Below are 23,441 nucleotides of genomic sequence, written 5' to 3' on the forward strand. Positions count from 1 at the left end.
TCTCCAACAATGTCAAATTTGATCGAGGCAAATTTTACTTGCACTCAAAGAAACCTCAAACGAGGTTCACATACATAAGCTCTACTGGCTTAATTCACTAGCACACTGTTGAGTTCTCAAGCAACACGCTTTGTTTCAAAGCGATATTCACAAACTTTTCGTCGAGCATGCCGAATCCTACGGTCTTAGCTGCAGGGAGTCGGCGGCCGCTCGTGGGCCGACGCTGAACGTTACCTGGTCCGATTCGCGGTGTCAACCCGCTCGGCCCGTGTTCCTGGCCTGGGGCTTTTCGGCCCCGTTGGCCCGGTGTTCTTGGCGACGAAGAGAAGATTACATGCCCCGGAACCCCCCTGAAACAGGGGGGTCACATAACGGCATCGCCGCAGGTCAGCCGGTGCGAACCCCCGTCATCCGACGGTCTTCAGGTAGCGAGGCGTTTTCCGAGCGGGGACGACGCGCTCGAAGTCGGCCGCGTAGGCGAGCATCCGAGCGTCCGTCCACTGCCCGGCCATGAACGAGATCCCGACCGGGAGCGCCCCGACGAATCCGGCCGGCACGGTCACCGCCGGGTACCCCGCGACCGCGGCGGGGGTCGACGACGGGATCACGTCGTTGTCACCGGTCTTGCAGTCGGTTTTCCAAGCAGGCGGGTTCGTGGGTGCGACGATCGCGTCGAGGCGGTGCTTCGCGACGGTCTCGTCGATCGAGCGTTTCGCCAGGTCGGTCAGCTCGCGGCGCATCGCCAGGTAGCCGGGGTCGGACGGACCGGGCGCGGCGAGTGCCTGCTCGAAGAGTTCCTGCCCGGCGAAGCAGGTCTGCTCCAGCGGGTCGGATCGGTTGTAGGCGATCAGCGCGGCGAGGTCGCGCGGGCCTTCGGGGCGCGTGGCCAGGTAGCGATCGATGTCGCGGTGGAACTCCGTGAGCAGTGCCGGGAACTCGAGTTCACCGAGCCTCGCCTGGTACGGCGGTGTCACTTCGACGACTTCGGCGCCAGCCTTGACCAGCGAGTTCCTGGTCCGCGTCAGCACGTTGTCGACGTCCGGACCGAGTACCGGCAAGCGCCAGAGTCCGATGCGGGAGCCCTTCAGAACACCGGGCCGGAGGTGTGCGGCGTAATCGGTCGGCTGGTTCGGCGGGTACGCGCCGGTGGCCGGGTCGCTCGGGTCGCGGCCCTGGAGCGCGGACAGGGTCAGCGCGACGTCGACGACGTTCCTGGCGATTGGACCGGCGGTGTCCTGTTCGGCCGAGATCGGCACCACGCCGGTGCGGCTGACCAGGCCGAGGCTCGGTTTGTGCCCGACGGTCGAGGTCATCCCAGCCGGGCAGACGATCGAGCCGTCGGTCTCGCTGCCGATCGCGACCTGGGCGAGTGACGCGGCCACGCCCGCGGCGGATCCGGCGGATGACCCACACGGGTTGCGGTCGAGTACGTACGGGTTGTTCGTCTGCCCACCGACGCCGGACCACCCGGAAGTGGGTTTGGCGGCGCGGAAGTTCGCCCATTCGGACAAGTTCGCCTTGCCGAGGACCACCGCGCCCGCGTCACGCAGACGGCGGATCAAGGTCGCGTCCTTCGCGGGGTTGCCGCGCAGAGCGCGGGAGCCGGCGGTCGTCTGCATCGACCGGGTGTCGACGTTGTCCTTCACCAGGATCGGGATGCCGTCGAGAGGGCCTCGTGTCTTGCCCGCCCGGCGACGGATGTCGCTCCCCGCGGCTTGCGCGATCGCGGCCGGGTTGACCGCGATGACCGCGTTCACCTTTCCGTCGACCTTGCGAATGCGATCGAGATAAGCCGAGGTCAGACTTACCGCCGTGAGCCGCCCGGAGGACATCCGCGCCTGGAGCGCGGGGATGTCGGCGGCGTCGAGATCGAGAGGCCTACCGGTGGCGGATGCCGCCGGCGCGGCAGTCGCCGTGATGGTCACGGCGACCAGTGTCGTCAGGATTCGGAACACCGGTCGCCGCACCATCAGGTCTCCTTCTAGAGCACCGGAAGCAGGGTCCGCAGTTCGTACGGGGTCACCGCGCTGCGGTAGTTATCCCATTCAACACGTTTGTTGCGCAGGAAGAAGTCGTAAACGTGCTCCCCGAGCGCTTCGGGCAGAAGTTCCGATTTCTCCATCTCGGACAAGGCCTCGCCGAGGTTCTGCGGGAGCTGGGCGTATCCGGCCGCGCGGCGTTCGGCGTCGGACAGCTGCCAGATGTTGTCCTCGGCGGGAGGCGGGAGCTCGTAGCCCTTCTCAATGCCCTTGAGACCGGCGGCCAGGATGACCGAATAAGCCAGATAGGGGTTGCAGGCCGAGTCGAGCGTGCGGATCTCCACACGGCGTGACGACGCCTTACCCGGGGAGTACATCGGGACCCGGACCAGCGCGGAGCGGTTGGCCCGGCCCCAAGAGACGGTCGTCGGGGCCTCACTGCCGCTGATCAGCCGTTTGTAGGAGTTCACCCACTGGTTGGTGACCGCCGAGATCTCCTTCGCGTGGCGCAACAACCCCGCCACGAAAGCTTTACCTGTCGCTGACAACTCGTACGGGTCTTCGGCGTCGTAGAAGGCGTTGCGGTCACCCTCGAACAGGCTCACGTGGGTGTGCATCCCGGAGCCCGGCTGGTCGGTGAACGGCTTCGGCATGAAGGTGGCGCGGACCCCCTGGGTGATCGCGACCTCTTTGACGACGTAACGGAAGGTCATCACGTTGTCGGCCATGGTCAGCGCGTCGGCGTACCTGAGGTCGATCTCCTGCTGGCCGGGCGCGCCCTCGTGATGGCTGAACTCGACCGAGATCCCCATCGCCTCGAGCGTCTCGATGGCATGGCGGCGGAAGTGTGTCGCGGTCGCGTGGCTGGCCTGGTCGAAGTACCCGCCGTTGTCCGCGGGCTCGGGCTCGCTGCCGTCGTCCGGCAGGCTCGCGAGCAGGAAGAACTCGATCTCGGGGTGGACGTAGCAGGTGAAGCCCGCTTCGGCCGCCTTCGAAAGCTGCCTGCGCAGGACATGCCGCGGGTCCGCCCAGGACGGGGAGCCGTCCGGCATCGCGATGTCGCAGAACATGCGCGCCGAATACGGTCCACCGTCGGGGGTCTCCCAAGGCAGGACCTGGAACGTGGCCGGGTCGGGTTTCGCGACCATGTCGGATTCGTAGACGCGCGCGAACCCTTCGATGGCTGATCCGTCGAAGCCGATCCCTTCGCTGAAGGCTCCCTCGAGCTCGGCGGGCGCCACGGCGACGGACTTGAGAAATCCCAACACATCCGTGAACCAGAGCCTGACGAAACGGATGTCGCGCTCTTCCAAGGTACGGAGCACGAACTCCTGCTGGCGATCCATGGCCGCACCCTAACGAGAACGTGTTAACGACATGTTTCGCGACGCGCCGTAGGACCGGAAGTGGTGGATCACCCGACCAGAACCGGCTCGGGCTTGGCGGCCTTTGTAATCGACAGCGAAGCGACCGAAGCGAGCACCGCGAGACCCCCGGCGATGTACCAAGCGAGCGCGTAGCTGCCGGAAGAGTCGCGGATCGCTCCGGCGCCGAAGGCCGCGAGACCCGCGCCGAGCTGGTGGCTGGCGAAGACCCAGCCGAAGACGATCGGTCCGGCGGTACCGAATTGGCGGACGCAGAGCGCGACCGTCGGCGGGACCGTCGCCACCCAGTCGAGGCCGTAGAAGACGATGAACGCCCACATGCTCGGTTCCACCGATCCGCTCAACAGCTGCGGAAGAAGCGCGAGCGAAACGCCACGAAGGGCGTAGTAGACGCCGAGCAGGATGCGCGGATCGACCCGGTCGGTGAGCCAGCCGGAGGCGATCGTGCCGACGACGTCGAAGATCCCGACGAGAGCGAGCAGGCCGGCGGCGGTGGTCTGCGGCATGCCGTGGTCGTGCGCGGCAGGAACGAAATGAGTGCTGACCAGGCCGTTCGTCGTGGCACCGCAGATCGCGAAACCGGCTGCGAGCAGCCAGAACGTCTTCGTGCGCGTCGCTGAGCCGAGGACCGAGAGCGCGCGGCGGGCTGAACCACCCGTACGGGCCGGTGGTGCGACTTCGCCGGGTCCGGCGCCGTAAGCGGTCGTTCCGACGTCGGACGGGTGATCGCGGACCACCAGAAGGACGACGGGGACGACGGCCAATGCGGCGATGGCGATGACGAGCGACGCCGTCCGCCAGCCTTCGTCGATGGCGAGGTTCGCCACGATCGGGAGGAAGATCAGCTGGCCGGTGGCGCCCGCCGCGGTGAGGACGCCGGTGACGACGCCGCGGCTGCGGACGAACCAACGGGCGGCGACCGTCGCGGCGAAGCTCATCGCCATCGAGCCGGTGCCGACGCCGACCAGGACGCCCCAGCAAAGGATGAGCTGCCAGCTCGCGCTCATGAACACCGTGCCGCCCGCGCCGATCGCGACGACGAACAGCGCCGTCGAGGCGACGCGTCGCATGCCGAAGCGCTCCATAAGAGCTGCCGCGAAGGGCGAGAAGAGGCCGTAGAGCACGAGGTTGACGGAGACGGCTGACGCGATCGTCGCGCGTGACCAGCCGAACTCGTTGTGAAGCGGGTCGATGAGCACGCCAGGGGCCGCGCGGAAACCGGCGGCGGCCAGGAGGGCGACGAATGCCGCGGCGGCGACGAACCACGCGCGGTGGAGTCGGGTTTCGAGTTGCACGGGAACAGCGTCACCGACGGCTGCCCCCGGCGGAAGCGGCTGGGAGGACACCGTGCGAAAGATTCGGGCCAAGGCCATAGGCTCTGGCCATGCACTGCCGTCATCTCGTGCCGGCGCTGCTGCTCTCGGTCGGGCTCATCGGCGGCTGCGCGGGGTCACCCTCGTTGCCCCCTGCCCAGGATTTCGTGAGCGCGGCGGCCGACTCCCTCGTCTCGTTGCGCAGTGTGCGGTTCACGCTCGGGGTGAACGGCGTGGTCTCCGGGTTGCCGGTGCGCGGGCTCGACGGCGAAATCAGCCTCGAGGGTGGCGCAGTCGGTAATGCCGACCTGCAGGACGACTTCGAACGGATGAAGGTCAAGTACCGGTTGTCCGGTTCGGAGATCACGCTCAGTGGGTCTGGTGCGGAGCGCGTGATCCCTGCTTCGGCGCCGTACACGCCTCGGGCGATGCTCGGAGCTGAAGGGGGGCTTCGGCGGCTGCTGACCGGGGCGACCGAGCTGAAGGGCGAGCGGTGGGAGCGGGTGCAGGACACCGACTCGTTCCGGATCGGCGCGAAGGTGCCGGCCGCGGTGATCGGCGGGATCGTGCCGGAGATCAGGTCGGACGTGGTCGTGAAGCTGTGGATTTCGAAAGACGAGCCGCGGCGGCTGATGCGGGTGTGGGTGCAGGTGCCGCCGACGAAGCCGGAGGAGTTCGCGGTGATGCTGGAACTGGCGCTGACCGGGCATAACGCGGTGGTCGTCGGGGACGGGCGATAGCAAAGGTCCCTTGCTCCCCCGCTAGGTGCAGCGGGTGTCGGGGGCGGGCAACTCGCCGTCGATCAGGTACGAGTTGCCGGCGCCGTCGACGCACTCGTTGCCGTCGAGGAAGACGGTGTGCCGCGCGCCCTCGAACGTGAGCAAAGCTCCCTTGAGGTCGCGCGCCAGGTTCACGCCGGACGCGTATGGGGTCGCGGGGTCGTCGGTGGTCGAGATGATCAGTGGCCGCGGCAGGCCGTCGATCTTCGGGCTGTGGACCTCGGAGGTGGCGGGCACCGGCCAGACCGAGCAGATGTCGAGTTCACTCATGTCCGGGGTGCCGCCGGCGAGGAACGGCGCGCTCTGGAGCATCCGCTGATGAGCACCGTCGATGACGCGCCGGTCGGCGATCCGCGTGCTGTCGACGCAGCGGACCGCGAAGTAGACGTCGAGGATGCCGGTGTACCGGCCGTCCGGCTCACGGCCGTAGTAGCTGTCGGCGAGCGCGACGAGGGTTTTGCCGCTCCCCCGCCTGAGCTCTGCGAATCCTTCGTTGAGGAACTTCCAGGCGTCCTGCGAATACAGCGCGGCGCTGGTACCGGTGATGGCGTCCTCGAACGAAAGTTCACGGTTCCCTGCCGGGACCGGTTCGGTGATCAGCGGCCGGACCAGGTCCTGGAACGCCTTCGTCACCGCGCCGGCGTCACGACCGAGCGCGCAGTCTTCACGGGCGGCACACCACTTGCCGAACTCGATGAACGTGTTCTGGAAGCCGGCCATCTGCGTGACCAGCGATTCGGCGGTGTCGAGTTCGGGGTCGACCGCGCCATCGAGGAGCAGCGCCCGCACCTTGTCGGGGTAAGCCTCGGCATAGGCGGTCCCGATCTGGGTGCCGTACGAAAAGCCCAGGTAGGTGAGCTTCTCGTCGCCGAGAGCCGTGCGCAGGACGTCGAGGTCGCGGACGACGTCCCTGGTTCCGATGTTGGCGAGCAGCTCTTGGCCGTGCTTCGTGCGCTCGGCGCACTTCGCGGCGTACGCCCGGGCGTCGTCGAGTTGCTTCGCGATCCCGCTGGGAGTCGTGTCGCTTTCCGAGTCCTCCGCGCGGTCCGCGTCGCGTTCGGCGTCGGTGAGACAGACGAGCTTCGGTTCGCTGGTCCCGACGCCGCGCGGGTCGAATCCGACGATGTCGAACCGCGCGGCCAGCGTCGCCGCGGGATCGGACTTCGCGATACGCGCCGCCGCCGACACGCCCGAGCCGCCGGGCCCACCTGGGTTGACCACGAGCGACCCGATCCGCTGGTCGGTCTTCTTCGTTTTGTGCCGGAGGACGCCGATGGAGATCGTTTCGCCGTCCGGTTTCAGGTAGTCGAGCGGAACGGTGAGCTTCGCGCAGTCGAACGCCTTGTCCGCGAAGTCCGTGCACGCGCCCCACTTGAGCTTCTGCCCGGTGAACTTTTCCAGCGCCTTCGGATCCGGAGTCGGCGACACCGAAGTCGTCGGCGACACCTGCGGCGCGGGTTGCGGCCGTGGCGTCGTACACGAAGCGACGAGCACGGCGACAACGAGCACGGCCGGGACGCGGCGAAGGCTCATCTTATTTGGCCTCGCAGCGAGTGCCCTCGTCCGGTACGGCGCCGTCCACCAGGTATTCGATGCCGATCTGATCGACACACGAGACGCCCTGGAGGAACACCGTGTGCTGGTTCCCCTCGAACGTGAGCAAAGCTCCCTTGATCGCTTTCGCGAGGTTCACGCCCGCTTGGTAGGGGGTCGCCGGGTCGTTCGTCGTCGAGATGACCAGCGTCTTCGGCAGACCTTCGACCTTGGGCAGGTGCGGCTCCGAGGTGTTCGGCACCGGCCAGAAGGCGCAGGCGTCGCGCGCGGAACCGTCCGGCTTGCCGTCGTCGAGGAACGGCGCCGCCTGCGCGTACCGCTTCTGCGCGTCCAGGATCTTCGCCGGATCGGTGACCCGCGGATCGTCGACGCAGCGGATCGCGACGAACGCGTCCTGCGTCGTCCCGTAGCGGCCGTCGGCGCCACGCTCGTTGTAGAGGTCGGCCAGCCTTTCCAGGCCGTCGCCGCGCTGGCGCTTCAGTTCGTTGAGCGCGGTGTTCAGCGGTTCCCAGAGATCTTCCTGGTAGAGGGCCTGGATCACGCCGGTGGTCGCGTCCTCGTACGACAGTTTCCGGCCGTCGCCGACCGGGACGGGGAAGTCGATCAGTGGCCGCACCAGGTCCTGGAACGCCTTTGTCACGCCCGCGGCGTCGCGTCCGAGCGCGCAGTCCTCCCGCGCGGCGCACCAGTGGGAGAACTCACCGAACGCCTTGCCGAAGCCCTGCCCCTGCGCGACCAGCGATTCCACCGCGTCCTGCTCCGGGTCGACGGCCCCGTCGAGTACCAGCGCGCGGACGTTCGTCGGGAACGCCTCCGCGTAGGCGGATCCGATCCGCGTCCCGTACGAGTAGCCGAGGTAGCTCAGCTTCGGATCGCCGAGCACCGAACGCAGGATGTCCATGTCCTTGACGACCTCGCGGGTACCCACGTTCGCGAGCATCGAGGCGCCGTGTTCGGTCCGCTGAGCGCACCTGGTCGCGAAGTCCTGAGACTCGGTTTCCTGCTTTTTCACGCCTTCGGGTGAACCGTCCGTCTCGCTGTCGTCCGCTCGGTCCGCGTCGCGTTCGGCATCGGTCAGGCAGCGGATCTGCGGCTGGCTCGCACCGATGCCTCGCGGGTCGAATCCGACCACGTCGAAGCGTTTGCCCAGCTCGTTAGTCGCGGTCCGGGACGCGAGACCGGCCGCGGCCTGCATGCCGGAGGCACCGGGGCCACCCGGGTTGACCACGAGCGAGCCAATCCTTTCGTCGGTTTCCAGCGCCTTCCGGCGTAGGAGGCCGAGGGTGATCGAGTCGCCTTCAGGCTTCGCGTAGTCGAGTGGGACGGTCAGTCGGGCACACTGTGCGTCCTTCACCCGAAACGCCGTTTTTACGTCATCGGATGTCGCGTAGGGTGCACAGTCGGCCCAGGTCAGACTCTGTCCGTAGAACTTCTCGAGTCCTGCAGGCACTTGTCCGGACGGTGCGTGCGATTCGGTCGCCGGAGGCGGCGGCTGGGTTCTACCCTCTCCCGACGAGCAACCGGCGAAAGTGACGGCGAGCAGGCCGGACAGCGAGATCGCGGCGAATCGACGGGCACGGGACCTGGCGCTGACATGAGTGGACACGGTTGGATCGTGCCATCGGCCGTGGAACTCGGCCGCACCACCACTGCGTTGGTGATACGAGTGCGGACGGCAGAAGAACAGACGGGAGCACAGGGGTGGCAGCACTGATCAGCCGGGTGGGCAAGAAGCTGCGCCGGATCATCCAGCGGCCGGGCAGCGTCGAGCTGACCCGCTACGAAGCGCTGCTGCCGGCCATCGAGAAGCTCGAGCCCGAGTTGGAGAAGCTCTCCGACGAGGAGCTGACAGAGCGGGCCGGCAAGCTTCGGGACGCCACGGCCTTCGGCAACGACCAGCTGGTCGAGGTCTGCGCGCTCGGCCGTGAGGCCGCTCGGCGCGCCCTCGGCGAGCGTGCCTTCGACGTCCAGCTGCTCGGCACGATGGGCTTGCTCAGCGGGCACATCGTGCAGATGGAGACCGGTGAGGGCAAGACGCTGGCCGGTGCGCTGGCCGGCGCCGGGTACGCCCTGCGCGGCAAGCAAGTCCACGTCGTCACGGTGAACGACTACCTCGCCCGCCGTGACGCGGAGTGGATGGGCCCGATCTACGACCTGCTCGGCGTCTCCGTCGGCTGGATCGAGCCCGCGCACTCCCGCGACGAGCGCCGTGAGGCGTACGCGAAGGAGGTCACGTACGGCGCCGTCAGCGAGATCGGCTTCGACGTGCTCCGCGACCGCCTGGCGACGCGCGAGGAGGATCTGGTCCAGCGCGATCCCGAGGTGGCGATCGTCGACGAGGCGGACTCCGTACTGGTCGACGAGGCACGCGTGCCGTTGGTGATGGCGGGGTCGATCGACCACACCGATGCCGACGAAGAGGTCGCGAACATCGTCCGTCGGCTGCGGCTCGGGCTGCACTACGAGACCGACGCCGACGGCCGCAACGCCTGGTTGACCAAGGCGGGCGCTTCAGTGGTCGAGAAGGCTCTCGGCGACGACATCAACCTTTACGACGACACGGGTTCGGACCGGCTGCCCGCGGTGAACGTGGCGCTGCACGCGCACGCGCTGCTCACCCGCGATGTCGACTACCTCGTGCGTGACGGCAAGGTACAGCTGATCAACGCCGCGCGCGGCCGCGTCGCCGAACTGCAGCGCTGGCCGGACGGCCTCCAGGCCGCCGTCGAGGCGAAGGAGCAGGTGAAGGCGACCGACCGGGGCGAAATCCTCGACTCGATCACCGTGCAGGCGCTGCTCGCGCGCTATCCCGAGGTCGCGGGTATGACCGGTACCGCGGTCGCGGTCGCCGAACAGCTGCGCGAGTTCTACAAGCTCGAGGTCGCGGTCATCCCGCCGAACACGCCGAACATCCGCGAAGACCAGGAAGACCGGATCTTCGGATCGCCGTCGCAGAAGCTGCGCGCGATCGAAGAGGAGATCAGGCGGGTGCACGAGAGCGGACGGCCGATCCTCGTCGGCACCCAGGACGTCGCCGAGTCCGAGGAGCTGGCCGAGAAGCTGGCGAAGGCCGAGCTCGAGTGCGTCGTGCTCAACGCACGCAACGACGCCGAGGAAGCCGAGATCATCGCCGACGCCGGCAAGAAGGGCGCTGTCACCGTTTCGACCCAGATGGCCGGTCGAGGGACCGACATCCGGTTGGGCGGCAAGGAGGGCGACGGCCGCGACGAGGTCGTCGAACTGGGCGGCCTGCACGTGATCGGCACCGCCCGTTACCCGTCGAGCAGGCTGGACGGCCAGCTGCGCGGCCGGTCCGGACGGCAGGGCGACCCGGGCAGCGCGGTGTTCTTCGCCAGTCTGAACGACGAACTCGTGCTGTCGAACGCGCCGGACGTGCCCGAAGGCATTAGCTCCGACGTGGGCAGCGGCGAGGTCACCGACCCGGCGGCGCTGCGGCAGATCAACCACGCGCAGCGCGTCGCCGAGGGCGTCGACCTGGAGATCCACCGGAACACCTGGCGCTACACGCGGCTGATCGAGCGGCAGCGCGGCGAGCTGCTCGAGCACCGGGACAAGGTGCTGAGGACCGCGCACGCGGCGGAGGTGCTGGAGAAGGCGCACCCGGAGAAGTTCAAGGAGCTTTCGGAGGCTGTCGACGACGAAGCACGCGTCGAACAGCTCAGCCGTGAGGTGCTGCTGTTCCACATCGACCAGCTGTGGTCGGACCACCTGGCGTTCCTGACCGATGTGCGGGAGAGCATCCACCTGCGGGCGCTGGCGCGGGAGACTCCGATCGACGAGTTCCACCGCGCGGCGATCCCCGAGTTCCACAAGATCATCCCGGAGGCGGCCGAGCGGGCGGCGAAGACGCTCGAAGAAGCCGAGATCACCGAGGACGGGATCGACCTCGGTGACGCGGGAGTGCGGCGGGCGAACACGACGTGGACCTACCTGGTGCACGACAACCCGTTCGACTCCGACTTCGAGCAGACCATCAAGAAGGTGCGGAGCATGATCAAGCGGAAATAGCGCTCGGGTCCTGTCGCGGTAGCGGGGGACCTTTGCTATCACTCTCTTTTGGAGAGCGATAGCAAAGGTCCCCCGCTCTCTTTTCACACGACCGGACCCAGGTGGGCGATTCGGCACATCCGGTCGTCCCCGCGGACGCCGGTGGGTGAGAATGTCGGCATGCCGCAACTGCGCATCGCACTGGCCCAGGTCAACACCACCGTCGGAGACCTCGAGGGCAACGCCGAGCTCACCGTCGAGTGGACCCGTAAAGCCGCCGAAGCAGGCGCCCACCTCGTGGTCTTCCCGGAGATGTCCCTCACCGGTTATCCCGTCGAGGATCTCTCCCTCCGCCCGACCTTCGCCTCCGCCTCGAAGCAGATGGTCGAAGCGCTCGCCCGGCGGCTCGAGGACGCCGGATGCGGTGAGGTGCTCACCTACATCGGCTATCTCGACCTGGACGAGACCGGTCCGCGCGACGCGGCGGCCGCGCTGTACCGCGGCGAAGTGGTCGCCCGCCAGTTCAAGCACCACCTGCCCAACTACGGCGTCTTCGACGAACACCGCTGGTTCAAGCCGGGCAACGAACTCGAAGTCGTCCGCTTCCACGGTGTCGACGTCGGCATGGTGATCTGCGAGGACGTCTGGCAGGACGGCGGCCCGATCTCCGCGCTGGGCAAAGCCGGGGTGGACCTCGTGGTCGCGCCCAACGCTTCGCCTTACGAGCGCGCGAAGGACGACATCCGCCTGCCGCTCATCGCCCGCCGCGCGACCGAGGCCGGGGCGCCGCTGGTGTACACGAACCAGATCGGCGGCCAGGACGACCTCGTCTTCGACGGTGACTCGATCATGGTCGGCGCGGACGGCCGGTTGCTGGCGCGCGCGCCGCAGTTCGCCGAGCACCTGCTGATCGTCGACACCGACCTCGTCGCGGGCGGGCACACCGCCGAGGGCGAGTTCGAGGGGCTGCGGGTCAAACGCCGCGTCCTCAGCGACGAACTGGTTCCGGCCTACAGCCCGCGCACCGAATCCGCGATCAGCGAACCGCTCTCGGACGAGGCCGAGGTGTGGCACGCGCTCGTGATCGGCCTGCGCGACTACGTGCACAAGAACGGCTTCTCGTCGGTGACGTTCGGGTTCTCCGGCGGCATCGACTCGGCGGTCGTGGCAGCGCTGGCCGCCGACGCGCTCGGCGGCAACAACGTCTACGGCGTTTCAATGCCTTCGGAGTACTCCTCGGAGCACTCGAAGGGCGACGCCGCCGACCTCGCCCGCCGCATCGGCGCGCACTACCGCGTCGAACCGATCGCGGACATGGTCAAGGTCTACGTCGACCAGCTTCAGCTGACCGGCCTCGCCGAAGAGAACATCCAGGCCCGTGTCCGCGGCATGCTGCTGATGGCACTGTCGAATCAGGACGGTCACCTGGTGCTCGCCACCGGCAACAAGACCGAGCTCGCCGTCGGCTACTCGACGATCTACGGCGACGCCGTCGGGGCCTTCGCGCCGATCAAGGATTTGTTCAAGACACACGTCTGGCACCTGGCCAAATGGCGCAACGCGGAAGCCGAGAAGAACGGCGAGACCCCGCCCATCCCGGAGAACTCGATCACGAAACCGCCGTCGGCCGAGCTGCGGCCGGGGCAGCTGGACAGTGACTCGCTCCCCGACTACCTGATGCTCGACGACATTCTCGACGACTACATCGAGGGTGACCGCGGCTACGTCGACCTGGTCGACGCGGGCTTCGAGCCGGAGACCATCGATCGTGTGGTGCGCATGGTCGACAAGGCCGAATACAAGCGCCGCCAGTACCCGCCGGGCACCAAGATCACGTTCAAGGCGTTCGGGCGGGACCGGCGGCTGCCGATGACCAACGGCTGGAGCGAGGGCACCGTCGTGGCACGCTCAGCTCAGCGTGATTTGCTTCCCGGCTGAGTTTTGGAGCACGGCCACCATGCCGGGCTTCGCGTCACGCCGTACGAGCATGTCCATCCCGAGCGCCCGGACCGCAGTTTCCACCGCGGCCGGCTCGGGGTGGACACCGGTGACCAGGAGCAGCGGGATCGACGGGAGTCCGCGCGTCGTCGGATGCGGGGTGCTCCCCCAGTCGATAAGGAAGGGTGCGAGCCCGTCCAGGCCGCCGGCGCCGGTGAGACGCCATGTCAGCAGTTCGCCGTCGTCGGTGGCGCGCGACATCTCGAACGCCTCCCCCGGGTCGTAACCGCGCTCGCGCGCCTCGGCGATCGCGTCGTCGATGCCCCGCGCTCGCGCGGCCCAGGTGACCAGTGCGGGCGCGGTCAGCTCGTCGACGCCGAACGGTCTCGGCCTGACGTGCTCGGGTTGATCCGGATCGGGCCCGACCACCTCGAGATAGGCACCGGCACCGAGATCGGCCAGGTAGTTGGCCGTGCCGTGCCGTGCCCGACATGCCTGCCGCCGCGTACGGGCGTGACGCCGGTCAGATCGGCGACGCGCGCGACGGCCTCATCGAGATCCGGCCCGGCGTAGACGAGGTGATCAAGCACGAGGTCGCTCATGCGCATAGTCCTATCGCAGCCGCCGCGTCCTTAGGCACCGTGGTGTCGCCAAAAGCAGCAAAGCCGAAACTGTCGGACCTGTCTCGTACCCTGGACTCATGACGGCACCGGGCTACGCCGTGTTCGGCACCGCGATCGGCGACTGCGGCATCGCGTGGAACGAACGCGGGGTCATCGCGGTCCAGCTCCCCGAGGGCAGTGAGGAAAAGACCAGGACACGGCTCGCCGCTCGTCTGCCCGACGCGGTCGAATCCGTGCCACCGGCGGACGTCCAGCGGTCGATCGACGGCGTGGTCTCGTTGATGAACGGCAAGCGCACGGACCTCACCGGCGTCGAGCTCGATTACGAGGGCGTGCCGGAGTTCCATCACCGGGTCTACGAATTCATCCGCTCGATCCCCGCGGGCAAGACGCTGACGTACGGCGACATCGCGAACATCCTCGGCCTGCCCGGCGGGGCGCAGGCCGTGGGGCAGGCGATGGGCCGGAACCCGTTCCCGATCATCGTGCCGTGCCACCGCGTGCTCGCCGCGGGCGGCAAGGACGGTGGGTTCTCCGCGCGCGGAGGGGTCGCCACCAAGCGCCGGATGCTGGTCATCGAAGGCGCTTTGGCGGACGAACCGACGTTGTTCTAAACGGTCGCGGCCGGCGACCACGGCTTGAGCCAAGGTGTCTCCGGCCAGCCTTCCGCGGCGGCCATCAGCGGGATGGCGGTCGCGCCGTCGATGTGCTCGCGGATGATGTCGGCGTGCCCGGCGTGCCGCGCGGTCTCCTCGATGAGGTGGAAGAGCACCCAGCGGACAGACCAGGCGTCGACGTCCTGCGGGTACCAAGGCACGCCCTTCGGCACCGGGACCAGCTGGCCGAGGTCGGCGATTCCCGCGACGACGTCCGAAGTGCGGCGAGCGACCTCGTCGTAGCGTGCGAAGACGTCTTCGAGCGTCTCGCCGTCAGCCATCACGTAGCCGGCTTCGTATTCCTTCATCGTCTCCTCCATCGGCTTCGAAGGCTTCTGAAGGAGGATGTCGATCCAGCCGTCTTCCACGGTGGCGGTGTGCTTGATCAGGCCGCCGACGCTCAGTGAGCTTCTGGTCGGGACCGCTCTGGCCTGTTCTTCGGTCAGGCCGTGCGCGGCGATGCGCAGGACGTGCCGTTGCTGCTCGAGGTAGGCGAGGAGACCTTCGCGCTCGTCAGCGACCGGGGGAACGTTTCCAGCCATGGTGGCTCCTTCCGTAGGGAAGAAGATCTTTACATCAGGAAGGCGGGCTCGGGCCGGTTTTGCCAGGAAGAGAGCAAGGGACCTTTGCTACCACTCGCTTAGGCAGGCTAAGCAAGTGAGAGCAAAGGTCCCTTGCTACCGCTACGACTGGGGGCGCACGAACGGGAACAGCACGGTCTGCCGGATCGAAGCCCCGGTCAGCATCATCAGCAGCCGGTCGACGCCGATGCCGAGCCCGCCGGTCGGTGGCATGCCGTGTTCGAGCGCGAGCAGGAAGTCCTCGTCCAGTTCCATCGCCTCGACGTCCCCGCTCGCCGCGCGCAGCGACTGGGCCTCCAGTCGCCGCCGCTGTTCGAGCGGGTCGGTCAGTTCGGTGTAGGCCGTGCCGACCTCGGAGCCGAACGCGATCAGGTCCCAGCGCTCGGCCAGCCGCGGATCCACGCGATGTTGCCGGGTCAGCGGCGAGACATCCGTCGGGTAGTCGGTGTAGAAGGTCGGCATCACGGTCGAGCCTTCGACGAGATGCTCGTGCGCCTTCAGCACGAGGTCGCCGTGCCCGGCCTCCTCGTTCACCGGCACTCCCGCCGCGCGGCACAGCCGCTGGAGTTCGGCGACCGGGGTGCCCGCGTCGATCTTCGCCCCGAGCCCCGCCGAAACGGCTTCGTGGACCGGGATCACCGGCCAGTCACCGGAGATGTCGTACTCGACGACCTTCCCGTCCGGCCCCGGACGGCGAACGACCTGCGCGCCGTACGCGGCCTCCGCGGCGTGCTGCACGAGTTCTCGCGTCAGAGTCCGCATCGTGTTGTAGTCGGCGTACGCCTGGTACGCCTCCAGCATGGTGAATTCGGGGTTGTGCGTCGCGTCGACGCCTTCGTTGCGAAAGTTCCGGTTCAGCTCGAAAACGCGCTCGACCCCGGCCACGCACAGCCGTTTCAGATACAGCTCGGGCGCGATCCGGAGGTACATCCGCATGTCGTAGGCGTTGATGTGGGTGACGAACGGACGGGCGTTGGCGCCGCCGTGGACGGTCTGAAGCATCGGCGTCTCGACTTCGAGGTAGTCGCCCTGGTGCAGCCGTTCCCGCACCGCGCGCACCACGGTCGAGCGCATCCGCAGCATCGTCGTCGAATCCGGGTTCACCGCGAGGTCGAGGTAGCGCTGCCGCACTCGCGTCTCCGGATCGGTGAGACCCTTTCGCTTGTCCGGCAACGGATGCAGGCTCTTCGCCGTGACCGTCCACTCGTCGACGAGCACGGAAAGCTCACCGCGCCGCGACGTCACGACCTGCCCGCTCACACCGACGTGGTCGCCGAGGTCGATGCCCCGCCGCCAACCGCCGAGATCGAGCACCGAGGCGTCGAGCATCAGCTGGATCTCGCCGCTGAAATCCTTGACCCTGGCGAAACAGAGCCCGCCGAGGTTGCGCAACGCGAGCACCCGGCCCGCGATGCGGACCCGGTGACCGGTGTGAGTGTCCGGGCTCAGGTCGCCGAACTTGGCGACGACGTCGCCGAGCAGATCCTCCCGGGTGAAACCGACCGGATAGGGGTCGATCCCGGCTTCCCGCAAGCGATCCAGCTTCGCCATCCGTACGCGGACCTGGTCCGGGCGCCGCACCTGCTTCGGTGCGGGGGTGGCCGCGTTCGCGTCGATACGGTGGACTTCGGCGACGAATTCGTCGGTGACCGTCTCCAGTTTCAGCGCCCGCCCTGACCGTCCGGTCGGGACGAAACCTTCGAGCGCGCCGGCGACGATGCCGACCCTCGGCAGCCGTCGAGCCGAGGAATAGCACAGGAATCGCGGTTCCCAGTCGGGTCCGTACTTCGCGTTGGACCGGTAGAGCGATTCCAGCTGGAAGAACCGCGACGCCATGCTGAGGACACCGCGCCAGGCCCGCAGTACCGGACCCGCGCCGATCCGCTCTCCCTCGGAGAAGACCGCGCGGAACATCGCGAAGTTCAGCGAAATCCGTTGTGCGCCAAGGTGTGAGCTCGCCGCCACGACCTCGGCGATCATGTACTCGTTGAGGCCGTTCTCGGCGTCACGGTCGCGCCGCATCAAGTCCAGTGACAATCCGCGACGGCCCCACGGGACGAATGACAGCATGCCGCGCAGCTCGCCTCGGGCGTCGTACGCCTCGACCATCACGCTCCGGCCGTCACTCGGATCGCCGAGCCTGCCGAGCGCCATCGAGAATCCGCGCTCGGTCTCCGCGCCGCGCCATTGCTGCGCCTGCAACAGCAGCCGAGCCATTTCGTCGGCCGGGATTTCGCTGTGCCGCCGGACTTTCGTGGTGTATCCCGCCCGCTCGATCCGTTTGACCGCTTGGCGAACCGAGCGGCGTTCCGGCCCGGCGAGACTGAAGTCCCGGACGTCGAGGACCGCTTCGTCGCCGATTTCCAGGGCGCGCAGACCCGCGTCGGCGTAAGTCTTCGCGCCGCGTTCGCTCGCGCCGAGCACACCGGGGGTCCAGCCGTAGGTGCGTGCTTCGTTCAGCCAGGCGCGGACCGCGTCAAACCAGGCATCGGGATCACCGATCGGATCCGCACTCGCGACGCTGGTGCCCGCGAGCACGCGGTAAGCGACGGCGGCGCGGCCATTGAGCGAGAAGACGACACTCTTCTCGCGCCGGGTGGCGAAATAACCCAAAGAGTCGTCTTCGCCGTGTTCGGCGAGAAGGCGCCGTACGCGCAGTTCTTCCTCGTCTGTCCTCAAACGACGGCTGCGTACGCCACGGAAGAGCGTGTACAGCGCGGCCGTCGCGACGGCCGTCGCGCTGAGGTCGAGCACGAGGTCGAGCCAGGCAGGTCCTTCGCCGATGCCGACCCGTCGGAGCTGGATGTTCTCACCGGTCGTGTGGTTGACGACCCAGGCGAAGCGCGCCCAGGTGTCCGCGAGACGACCGGGGAAGGCCTCGCTCAGCCCCCAGCCGACGAGAATGACCGCGGCCAGCCCGCCGAACAGCATGGTGAGGCCGTCGCGCCACGCGCTCGGGGCGAGCCTGGCCGGGAACGCTGGCCGCAGGATCCACAGGAACGCGATCATGCCGATCGAGATCAGGTCGGCGATGGCCAGCACCCACACCTGATGCGGGATGTGCCGGACCTGCCACGGACCCAGTTTCAGCAGTTCGGGCCACCACAGCAGGGCGGCTTGGAAGGCCAGGGTCACCGCCAGGCCACTGATCTGGAACAGCAGCAGCGTGTAGAGGGCGGCGCGTTTGCGGCGGCGGAGCGCGGCGCCGAGGACGACGAGCAGCAGGACGATCACGAGGCTCGCGTTTGTCGGGATGCTCAGTGCCGAGAAGGCGACGTCGCCCATCTTGAGCACCCGCCCCTTCACGCCGCCGGCGAGAAGGAGGATCACTGAGAACACGGCCGCGAGCTGCACAAGAGTGGCGACGATGCCGCCTGCCCTCGCCTTCCACGGCGGGACACGGCTCGCTGGGTTTCCCATACTGGCCTTTCGGGGTACACACAGGTGATCGACAGCTGCTACTACTTGACGTCACACGACCCTGTGTGGTTGTCAAAGATCATCATCCTCTGGTCTGAATCTCTTCCTCGGCAGCGTCGACACCGCGGTGTGAAGCTGGTCGCAGGGCCTTGGGGGCGCTATCCCCGCGTGTCAGGCTTTGATCTGTTCAGCTCCACGACCCGGGGACCTCTTCGAGGCCTCGAGGGAAGGACGGTCGACAAGGATGTCTGCCACCGAAAAGGATTCCGGCGAACTCGCTGCCCCGTATGGAACCGGCGCGGCGCCCCAGGCCACATCTGGGAAGAAAGTCCGCGTACATCACCTTCGCGACATGAAGGAGCGCGGCGAAACCTGGCCGATGCTCACCGCCTACGACATGTACACCGCCGCACTGTTCGATGAGGTGGGCATTCCCGTGCTGCTCGTCGGGGACTCCGCGGCGAACAACGTCTTCGGCTACGACACGTCACTTCCGGTGACCGTGGACGAACTGCTTCCCTTGGTCCGAGCGGTGACCCGCTCGGTGAAGCGGGCGCTGGTCGTGGCCGATCTTCCGTTCGGCTCGTACCAGCTTTCGCCGCAGCAGGCGCTGGAGACAGCGGTGCGGTTCATGAAGGAAGGTCGTGCGCACGCGGTGAAACTCGAAGGCGGGCGGAAGTTCGCGCCGCATGTCGAGGCGCTGACGTCAGCAGGCGTCCCGGTGATGGGACATATCGGATTCACCCCGCAGAGTGAACACAATCTCGGCGGCTACCGAGTCCAGGGACGCGGCGAAGCGGCCGAAGCGCTGCTCGCCGACGCGCTCGCCCTGGAAGAGGCCGGCGCCTTCTCGGTCGTCATGGAGATGGTGCCCGCCGAAGCGGCGAAGCGGATTACGCACGAACTGAAGATCCCGACGGTCGGCATCGGCGCGGGGCCGGACTGCGACGCGCAGGTGCTCGTCTGGCAGGACATGGTCGGGCTTCGACGCGGCAAGACCCCTCGCTTCGTGAAGAAGTACGCCGATCTGGCGGGCGTGCTGGCCGGGGCCGCGACGGCGTTCGCGGAAGACGTCCGGCGAGGCGAATTCCCGGCCTCGGAGCACTCGTTCCACGACTGACCTGCAACTGACCTGCAAGAAGAGAGCAAGGGACCTTTGCTATCACTCCCGTTGGGGAGGGCGATAGCAAAGGTCCCTTGCTCTCTTTCGGGGCAGCCCGTGCGCACCGAGCCTCCTTTAGTCGTTCACGTATATGAACTTCAATCATGTCCTTGACTAGCGTTCGAGAGCTGCCTTACGGTCTAGCCGTCGCTGCCACGACCGAGCTTCGATCCCTCGACGAGGAGGACTACGGATGCGTATTCGTGAGCGGGTTCTGGCCATCGCGACCGGTGCCGCCCTGCTGTCGCTCCTGGCGACGTATCCCGCCCAGGCCGCGACGGTCCGCGTAGGCACTTCGGCGGAACTGACGTCCGCGCTCGCTTCAGCCAATCCGGGCACCGTCATCGAACTCACGGCCAACAAAACTTTCACCGGCAACTTCAAGGCGGCGAAGAGCGGTACCTCCGGCAGTCGGATCACGCTGAAGGGTCCGCGAAGCGCGGTCATCAAGGCCTCGGCGGGACGCACGCTCGAACTCACCGGCAGCTACTGGAACCTGACCGGCTTCACCCTCACCGGTGGCCAGAAGGGCCTGATGGCGACGGGCGTCAAGAACACGGTCGTCGACGGTATTGAGGTCACCGCCGTCGGCCATGAGGGCATCCATTTCCAGTACGCGAGCACCGACAACGTCGTAAAGAACTCCGAGGTGACCGATACCGGCCGCGAGTACGCGGGCTACGGCGAAGGCATCTATTTCGGTTCCGCGAAGGGCAACTGGCCCGGCGGCACGCCCGACCGCAGCGACCGCAACAAGGCGCTCGGTAACAAGATCGGCCCGAACGTGCGGGCCGAGTCGATCGACATCAAGGAAGGCACCACCGGCGGCGAACTGCGCGGCAACGTCTTCGACGGGACCGGGCAGAGCGGCGAGCACTTCGCCGACAGCTGGGTGGACATGAAGGGCAACAACTACGTGGTCGCGGACAACCGGGGCAGCAAGGTCTTCGTGCACAACGCGACCTACGGCGGCTTCGAGGTCCATGTCCAGCTCGACGGCTGGGGCCGCGACAACACCTTCTCCGGCAACACCGCGGACGTGCAGTCCAGTTACGCGTACGGCTTCTATCTCGTGAAGGCCGCGACGGGGAACAAGGTCTGCGCGAGCAACAAGGTGACCGGTGCCGGGAAGGGATTCGCGAACGTGGCCGCCACGGCGGGCTGCTGACGCGACCGAAGACCGGGGGCCCGCTCAGCCCGGCGGCGGGGGCGGGCCCCCACCCTTCGGACACTCGCCGATTCGGGCAGAGTGTCCATATGGACGATCTGTACCCGCCGATCCACGTGCGTGCCGAGGGCATGCTCGACGTCGGCGACGGGCACCGGATCTACTGCCAGGAAGCCGGGAACCCGAACGGCAAACCGGTGGTCGTCCTGCATGGAGGCCCTGGTAGCGGCATCTCGCCCATGGCCCGGCGGCATTTCGACCCCGAGGCTTATCGGATCATCTTGTTCGACCAGCGCGGTACCGGCCGCAGCACTCCGCACATCGGTGAGCCGGACGTCGACCTGTCGGCCAACACCCTCTGGCACCTCGTCTCGGACATGGAAAAGCTGCGCGAACGGCTGAATCTTGAACAATGGCAGCTCTTCGGCGGCTCGTGGGGCGCGGCCCTCGCCCTCGCTTACGCCGAGACCCATCCGAGCCACGTCAGCGAAATCATCCTGCGCGGCGTCTTCACCGCCCGCCGCGGCGAACTCGACTGGATCTACAACGGCGGCGCCGCGAACCTCTTCCCCCGCGAGTGGGAAGCCTTCCTAGCACCGATCCCCGAAGAGCGTCGCGACGACCCGCTGTCGGCCTACCGCGAACTCGTTTACCACTCCGATCGGGTGATCCGCGAGCGTGCCGCCATCGCTTGGAGTACCTGGGAAGGCGCGATCGTCTGCCTGCGCCCGGATCCGGCCTTCCGCAACCAGTACGCGTCGCCTGACTTCGCCCTCACCTTCGCGCGGCTGGCGCTGCACTACTTCTGCCATGGGCCCTGGCTTGAGGACGGGCAGTTGATCCGGGAAGCCGGAAAGCTGTCCGGGATCCCGGGTGTCATCGTGCAGGGGCGGTACGACGCGGTGTGTCCGCCGGCGACGGCTTACGAGCTGCATCGGGCTTGGCCGGACTCGAAGCTGGAGTTGGTGGAGGCGGCCGGGCACGCGGTGACGGATCCGGGGATGCTGGCGGGACTCCGGGCCGCGACGGACGCGTTTCGGTCGGTTTGATCAAGGCCTTTCGCAGCGCGCTCTTTCCAAGATCGTTGCTCCACGAACACTAATGCCCCGACCCACCCCCGACCAACGTCTACCGACTCATATGCGACCGCGCGACCGCTGCTACTTCTACGCCCAAGGGGCGGCTTGAGGGCAAGAGTTGATCCGGAAGCTGTTCAGGACCCCCGAAGCCATCGCGCTGGGACGGTTCGACGCCATGCGCCCTCCGGTGACGGCCTTACTCCACGACCGCGTCCCCTGACCGTCGCATCCCGATGATCCCGAGTCTCCAGCCAATGACCGACCATGGCCTTTGTCGCCATAACGACGTCCGCAATCGGTCGCGTCGTCGGCATGTCGACCTACTCGACGACCATTCCCGATGACGTCGCCCTCCTTCCGATTCTGCTTCGCCGCCGTGGCCGCGTTGCCACCGAACGGCAGCTGACTAACTGTCGCCAGAATCGCCAAACTCACCGGGCGCAGAATTTCGTCGAATTAACTGGCCTTTCGCTTCTTCACGCACGATTTCATCGCCAATATCATACAACTCTAAAAGGACGTTCTTCGCTTCAAGACCCGGAGTCCCCCCTAAAGCCCAAATTGCTTTCGTTGCGAGAGCGCGGTTTTCGTCCCAATCAAGGTAGTCAGGCACCCATATTGCCGCATGACGAAGAACACTCACAGATTCCGGAATTCGCAACGAGCCAATCATGGCCACGGCACTCTCATGCTGCTGATGCCAATCAGCAGAGACCAAACCGGCCAATAAGCCGTAATGCTCCATACCGACACCAAACGCATTGCATACAATGAGGGCAGCTTCAAGATCCACTGAACTCTTGTCGGCAACAGAATTTTGCAGCAGCCGCAGACCAAGAGCGCGACCGTCAGCCGTCTCGTAATGACGCAGAATATCGTCCTGCGAGCCCACTGTTTCACGCCCCGGAACAGTCACTAGCGAGAAGATCAAGTCATGCTCTTCCGGGGTCATCGAAGCCTCTCAAAGCCAACAATTCCGTCGTTGAATATATCAAGGGCTTTACCGCCACCCAATCCAATATTGACGTGCCCTGCCCCTTTACCCTTGAAGAATGCAGACGTTTCTCGCCAACCTCTTGAGACCAGCCCCATGTTCGGAAAGGCACGGGCCGAAGCAGCCGATGCGTCGCGGACACCAATATCGGAAAGCGACTCCGTCGTGCCCTTACGAACGGTGAAACGCACCAAGATACCGTCGTAGTCTTCCGAAAAGGCCCTCGTCGGAGAAATGAAGGTCTCGCGTGTCGCCGATAGGCGACCTGTCGCTTCAAGAGAGTCGAAGTGTCCTTGGCTCATAGTTCGATAGTAGCTCTCGTCGCCCCCACAGTTGTGGGTGAGGACAGGCGTCTGACCTGCGATAACGAAGTACGTGTGGTCGCCATCGGCGGTCAGGTTGTAGACCCGCCTGGTCTCAGACCACGACCGCGTCCCCGTGACCGTCGCGTCCCGATGATCCCCGGTCTCCAGCCGATGACCAGCCTTCAGATCAACAGCGTTCGACCACCGCTTCTCCGAGGCCACCCAGAACGGGTGCTCATCCGTCGCCACCACAGACCTACGACCAACCTCACCCGCGACACCGACCTCGACCAACGTCCGCTGACTCACATGCAAACGGGCATCCATCTTCACCCGAACTGCGGAACGCCCCGTCGTCGGATCCTCCACATCCTTGATCGGCTTACAAGACCCGTCACCCATCAACACGCTCCGCGGCCTCCCGCGCAGCAGCGGCCCCAGCCTCCCTCTTCGCCTATCACATTAATTGCAGGCAAAAATGTGCAGCAAGGAATCTA

16 protein-coding genes and 1 pseudogene are annotated in these 23,441 nt (G+C 66.7%); 7 read left to right on the top strand and 10 right to left on the bottom strand.

Translation table 11 applies throughout. The annotated features are described in order from the left end of the window. Positions 1-407: 407 nt before the first annotated feature. The 3 genes from ACM6LR_RS00005 to ACM6LR_RS00015 form a co-directional block, all read right to left on the bottom strand. A complete protein-coding gene (locus tag ACM6LR_RS00005; protein ID WP_414935493.1) occupies positions 408-1,970 on the bottom strand; it encodes an amidase in 1,563 nt (520 codons plus the stop codon). An 11-nt stretch (positions 1,971-1,981) separates the two neighbouring features. Beyond that, positions 1,982-3,325: a type I glutamate--ammonia ligase gene (gene glnA, locus ACM6LR_RS00010; protein WP_414935494.1), complete on the bottom strand. Its 1,344-nt coding sequence runs from the start codon at positions 3,323-3,325 to the stop codon at positions 1,982-1,984. A 68-nt stretch (positions 3,326-3,393) separates the two neighbouring features. After that, positions 3,394-4,659 (bottom strand): MFS transporter, encoded by a 1,266-nt coding sequence (locus tag ACM6LR_RS00015; protein WP_414935495.1) that lies wholly within the window; start codon positions 4,657-4,659, stop codon positions 3,394-3,396. Between the two features lie 89 nt (positions 4,660-4,748). Between ACM6LR_RS00015 and ACM6LR_RS00020 the strand changes: the two genes are divergently transcribed. Beyond that, on the top strand, positions 4,749-5,417 hold the full coding sequence (locus tag ACM6LR_RS00020; protein WP_414942929.1) for an LppX_LprAFG lipoprotein: 669 nt from the start codon (positions 4,749-4,751) through the stop codon (positions 5,415-5,417). A gap of 21 nt (positions 5,418-5,438) precedes the next feature. Here the strand turns inward: ACM6LR_RS00020 and ACM6LR_RS00025 are convergent, their stop codons facing one another. Together ACM6LR_RS00025 and ACM6LR_RS00030 are read right to left on the bottom strand one after the other, a co-directional pair. Continuing rightward, positions 5,439-6,989 (bottom strand): alpha/beta hydrolase, encoded by a 1,551-nt coding sequence (locus ACM6LR_RS00025; protein ID WP_414942930.1) that lies wholly within the window; start codon positions 6,987-6,989, stop codon positions 5,439-5,441. Position 6,990: 1 nt separating this feature from the next. Further along, positions 6,991-8,562, bottom strand: a complete 1,572-nt coding sequence (locus tag ACM6LR_RS00030; protein WP_414943218.1) for an alpha/beta hydrolase — start codon at positions 8,560-8,562, stop codon at positions 6,991-6,993. Between the two features lie 149 nt (positions 8,563-8,711). On the opposite strand from ACM6LR_RS00030, the gene secA2 reads away from it, so the two are divergent. Both secA2 and ACM6LR_RS00040 read left to right on the top strand, forming a co-directional pair. Next, positions 8,712-11,039 carry an accessory Sec system translocase SecA2 gene (secA2, locus tag ACM6LR_RS00035; protein ID WP_414942931.1) on the top strand — a complete coding sequence of 776 codons (2,328 nt, stop codon included), beginning with the start codon at positions 8,712-8,714 and terminating at the stop codon, positions 11,037-11,039. Between the two features lie 159 nt (positions 11,040-11,198). Continuing rightward, positions 11,199-12,956, top strand: coding sequence for an NAD+ synthase (locus ACM6LR_RS00040; protein ID WP_414935499.1), 1,758 nt, complete (start codon positions 11,199-11,201; stop codon positions 12,954-12,956). On the opposite strand, the pseudogene ACM6LR_RS00045 reads toward ACM6LR_RS00040, so the two are convergent. After that, positions 12,927-13,558, bottom strand: a pseudogene (locus ACM6LR_RS00045) (VOC family protein). The gene ACM6LR_RS00040 and the pseudogene ACM6LR_RS00045 sit on opposite strands and share 30 nt — an antisense overlap. A 98-nt stretch (positions 13,559-13,656) precedes the next feature. On the opposite strand from ACM6LR_RS00045, the gene ACM6LR_RS00050 reads away from it, so the two are divergent. Further along, complete coding sequence (locus tag ACM6LR_RS00050; RefSeq protein ID WP_414942932.1) at positions 13,657-14,193, top strand: methylated-DNA--[protein]-cysteine S-methyltransferase; 537 nt, start codon at positions 13,657-13,659, stop codon at positions 14,191-14,193. Here the strand turns inward: ACM6LR_RS00050 and ACM6LR_RS00055 are convergent. Together ACM6LR_RS00055 and lysX are read right to left on the bottom strand one after the other, a co-directional pair. Next, positions 14,190-14,777: a DinB family protein gene (locus tag ACM6LR_RS00055; protein ID WP_414942933.1), complete on the bottom strand. Its 588-nt coding sequence runs from the start codon at positions 14,775-14,777 to the stop codon at positions 14,190-14,192. The two genes, ACM6LR_RS00050 and ACM6LR_RS00055, sit on opposite strands and share 4 nt — an antisense overlap. A gap of 141 nt (positions 14,778-14,918) precedes the next feature. Beyond that, positions 14,919-18,236 carry a bifunctional lysylphosphatidylglycerol synthetase/lysine--tRNA ligase LysX gene (gene lysX, locus ACM6LR_RS00060; protein WP_414942934.1) on the bottom strand — a complete coding sequence of 1,106 codons (3,318 nt, stop codon included), beginning with the start codon at positions 18,234-18,236 and terminating at the stop codon, positions 14,919-14,921. Positions 18,237-18,480: 244 nt separating this feature from the next. On the opposite strand from lysX, the gene panB reads away from it, so the two are divergent. The 3 genes from panB to pip all read left to right on the top strand — a co-directional run bounded on the left by panB (position 18,481) and on the right by pip (position 21,615). Continuing rightward, positions 18,481-19,356, top strand: coding sequence for a 3-methyl-2-oxobutanoate hydroxymethyltransferase (panB, locus tag ACM6LR_RS00065; RefSeq protein ID WP_414935504.1), 876 nt, complete (start codon positions 18,481-18,483; stop codon positions 19,354-19,356). A gap of 235 nt (positions 19,357-19,591) precedes the next feature. Beyond that, a complete protein-coding gene (locus ACM6LR_RS00070; RefSeq protein WP_414942935.1) occupies positions 19,592-20,566 on the top strand; it encodes a hypothetical protein in 975 nt (324 codons plus the stop codon). Positions 20,567-20,655: 89 nt separating this feature from the next. Further along, positions 20,656-21,615 (top strand): prolyl aminopeptidase, encoded by a 960-nt coding sequence (gene pip / locus ACM6LR_RS00075; protein WP_414942936.1) that lies wholly within the window; start codon positions 20,656-20,658, stop codon positions 21,613-21,615. Positions 21,616-22,051: 436 nt separating this feature from the next. Here pip and ACM6LR_RS00080 read toward each other — a convergent pair whose 3' ends face one another. After that, positions 22,052-22,597 carry a hypothetical protein gene (locus ACM6LR_RS00080; protein WP_414942937.1) on the bottom strand — a complete coding sequence of 182 codons (546 nt, stop codon included), beginning with the start codon at positions 22,595-22,597 and terminating at the stop codon, positions 22,052-22,054. After that, positions 22,594-23,346, bottom strand: a complete 753-nt coding sequence (locus ACM6LR_RS00085) for a polymorphic toxin-type HINT domain-containing protein (protein WP_414943219.1) — start codon at positions 23,344-23,346, stop codon at positions 22,594-22,596. Before ACM6LR_RS00085 ends, ACM6LR_RS00080 begins: the two co-directional genes overlap by 4 nt. Between the last annotated feature and the right edge of the window lie 95 nt (positions 23,347-23,441).

The sequence above is a fragment of the Amycolatopsis sp. cmx-11-32 genome, assembly GCF_047608695.1.
GTDB lineage: Bacteria > Actinomycetota > Actinomycetes > Mycobacteriales > Pseudonocardiaceae > Amycolatopsis.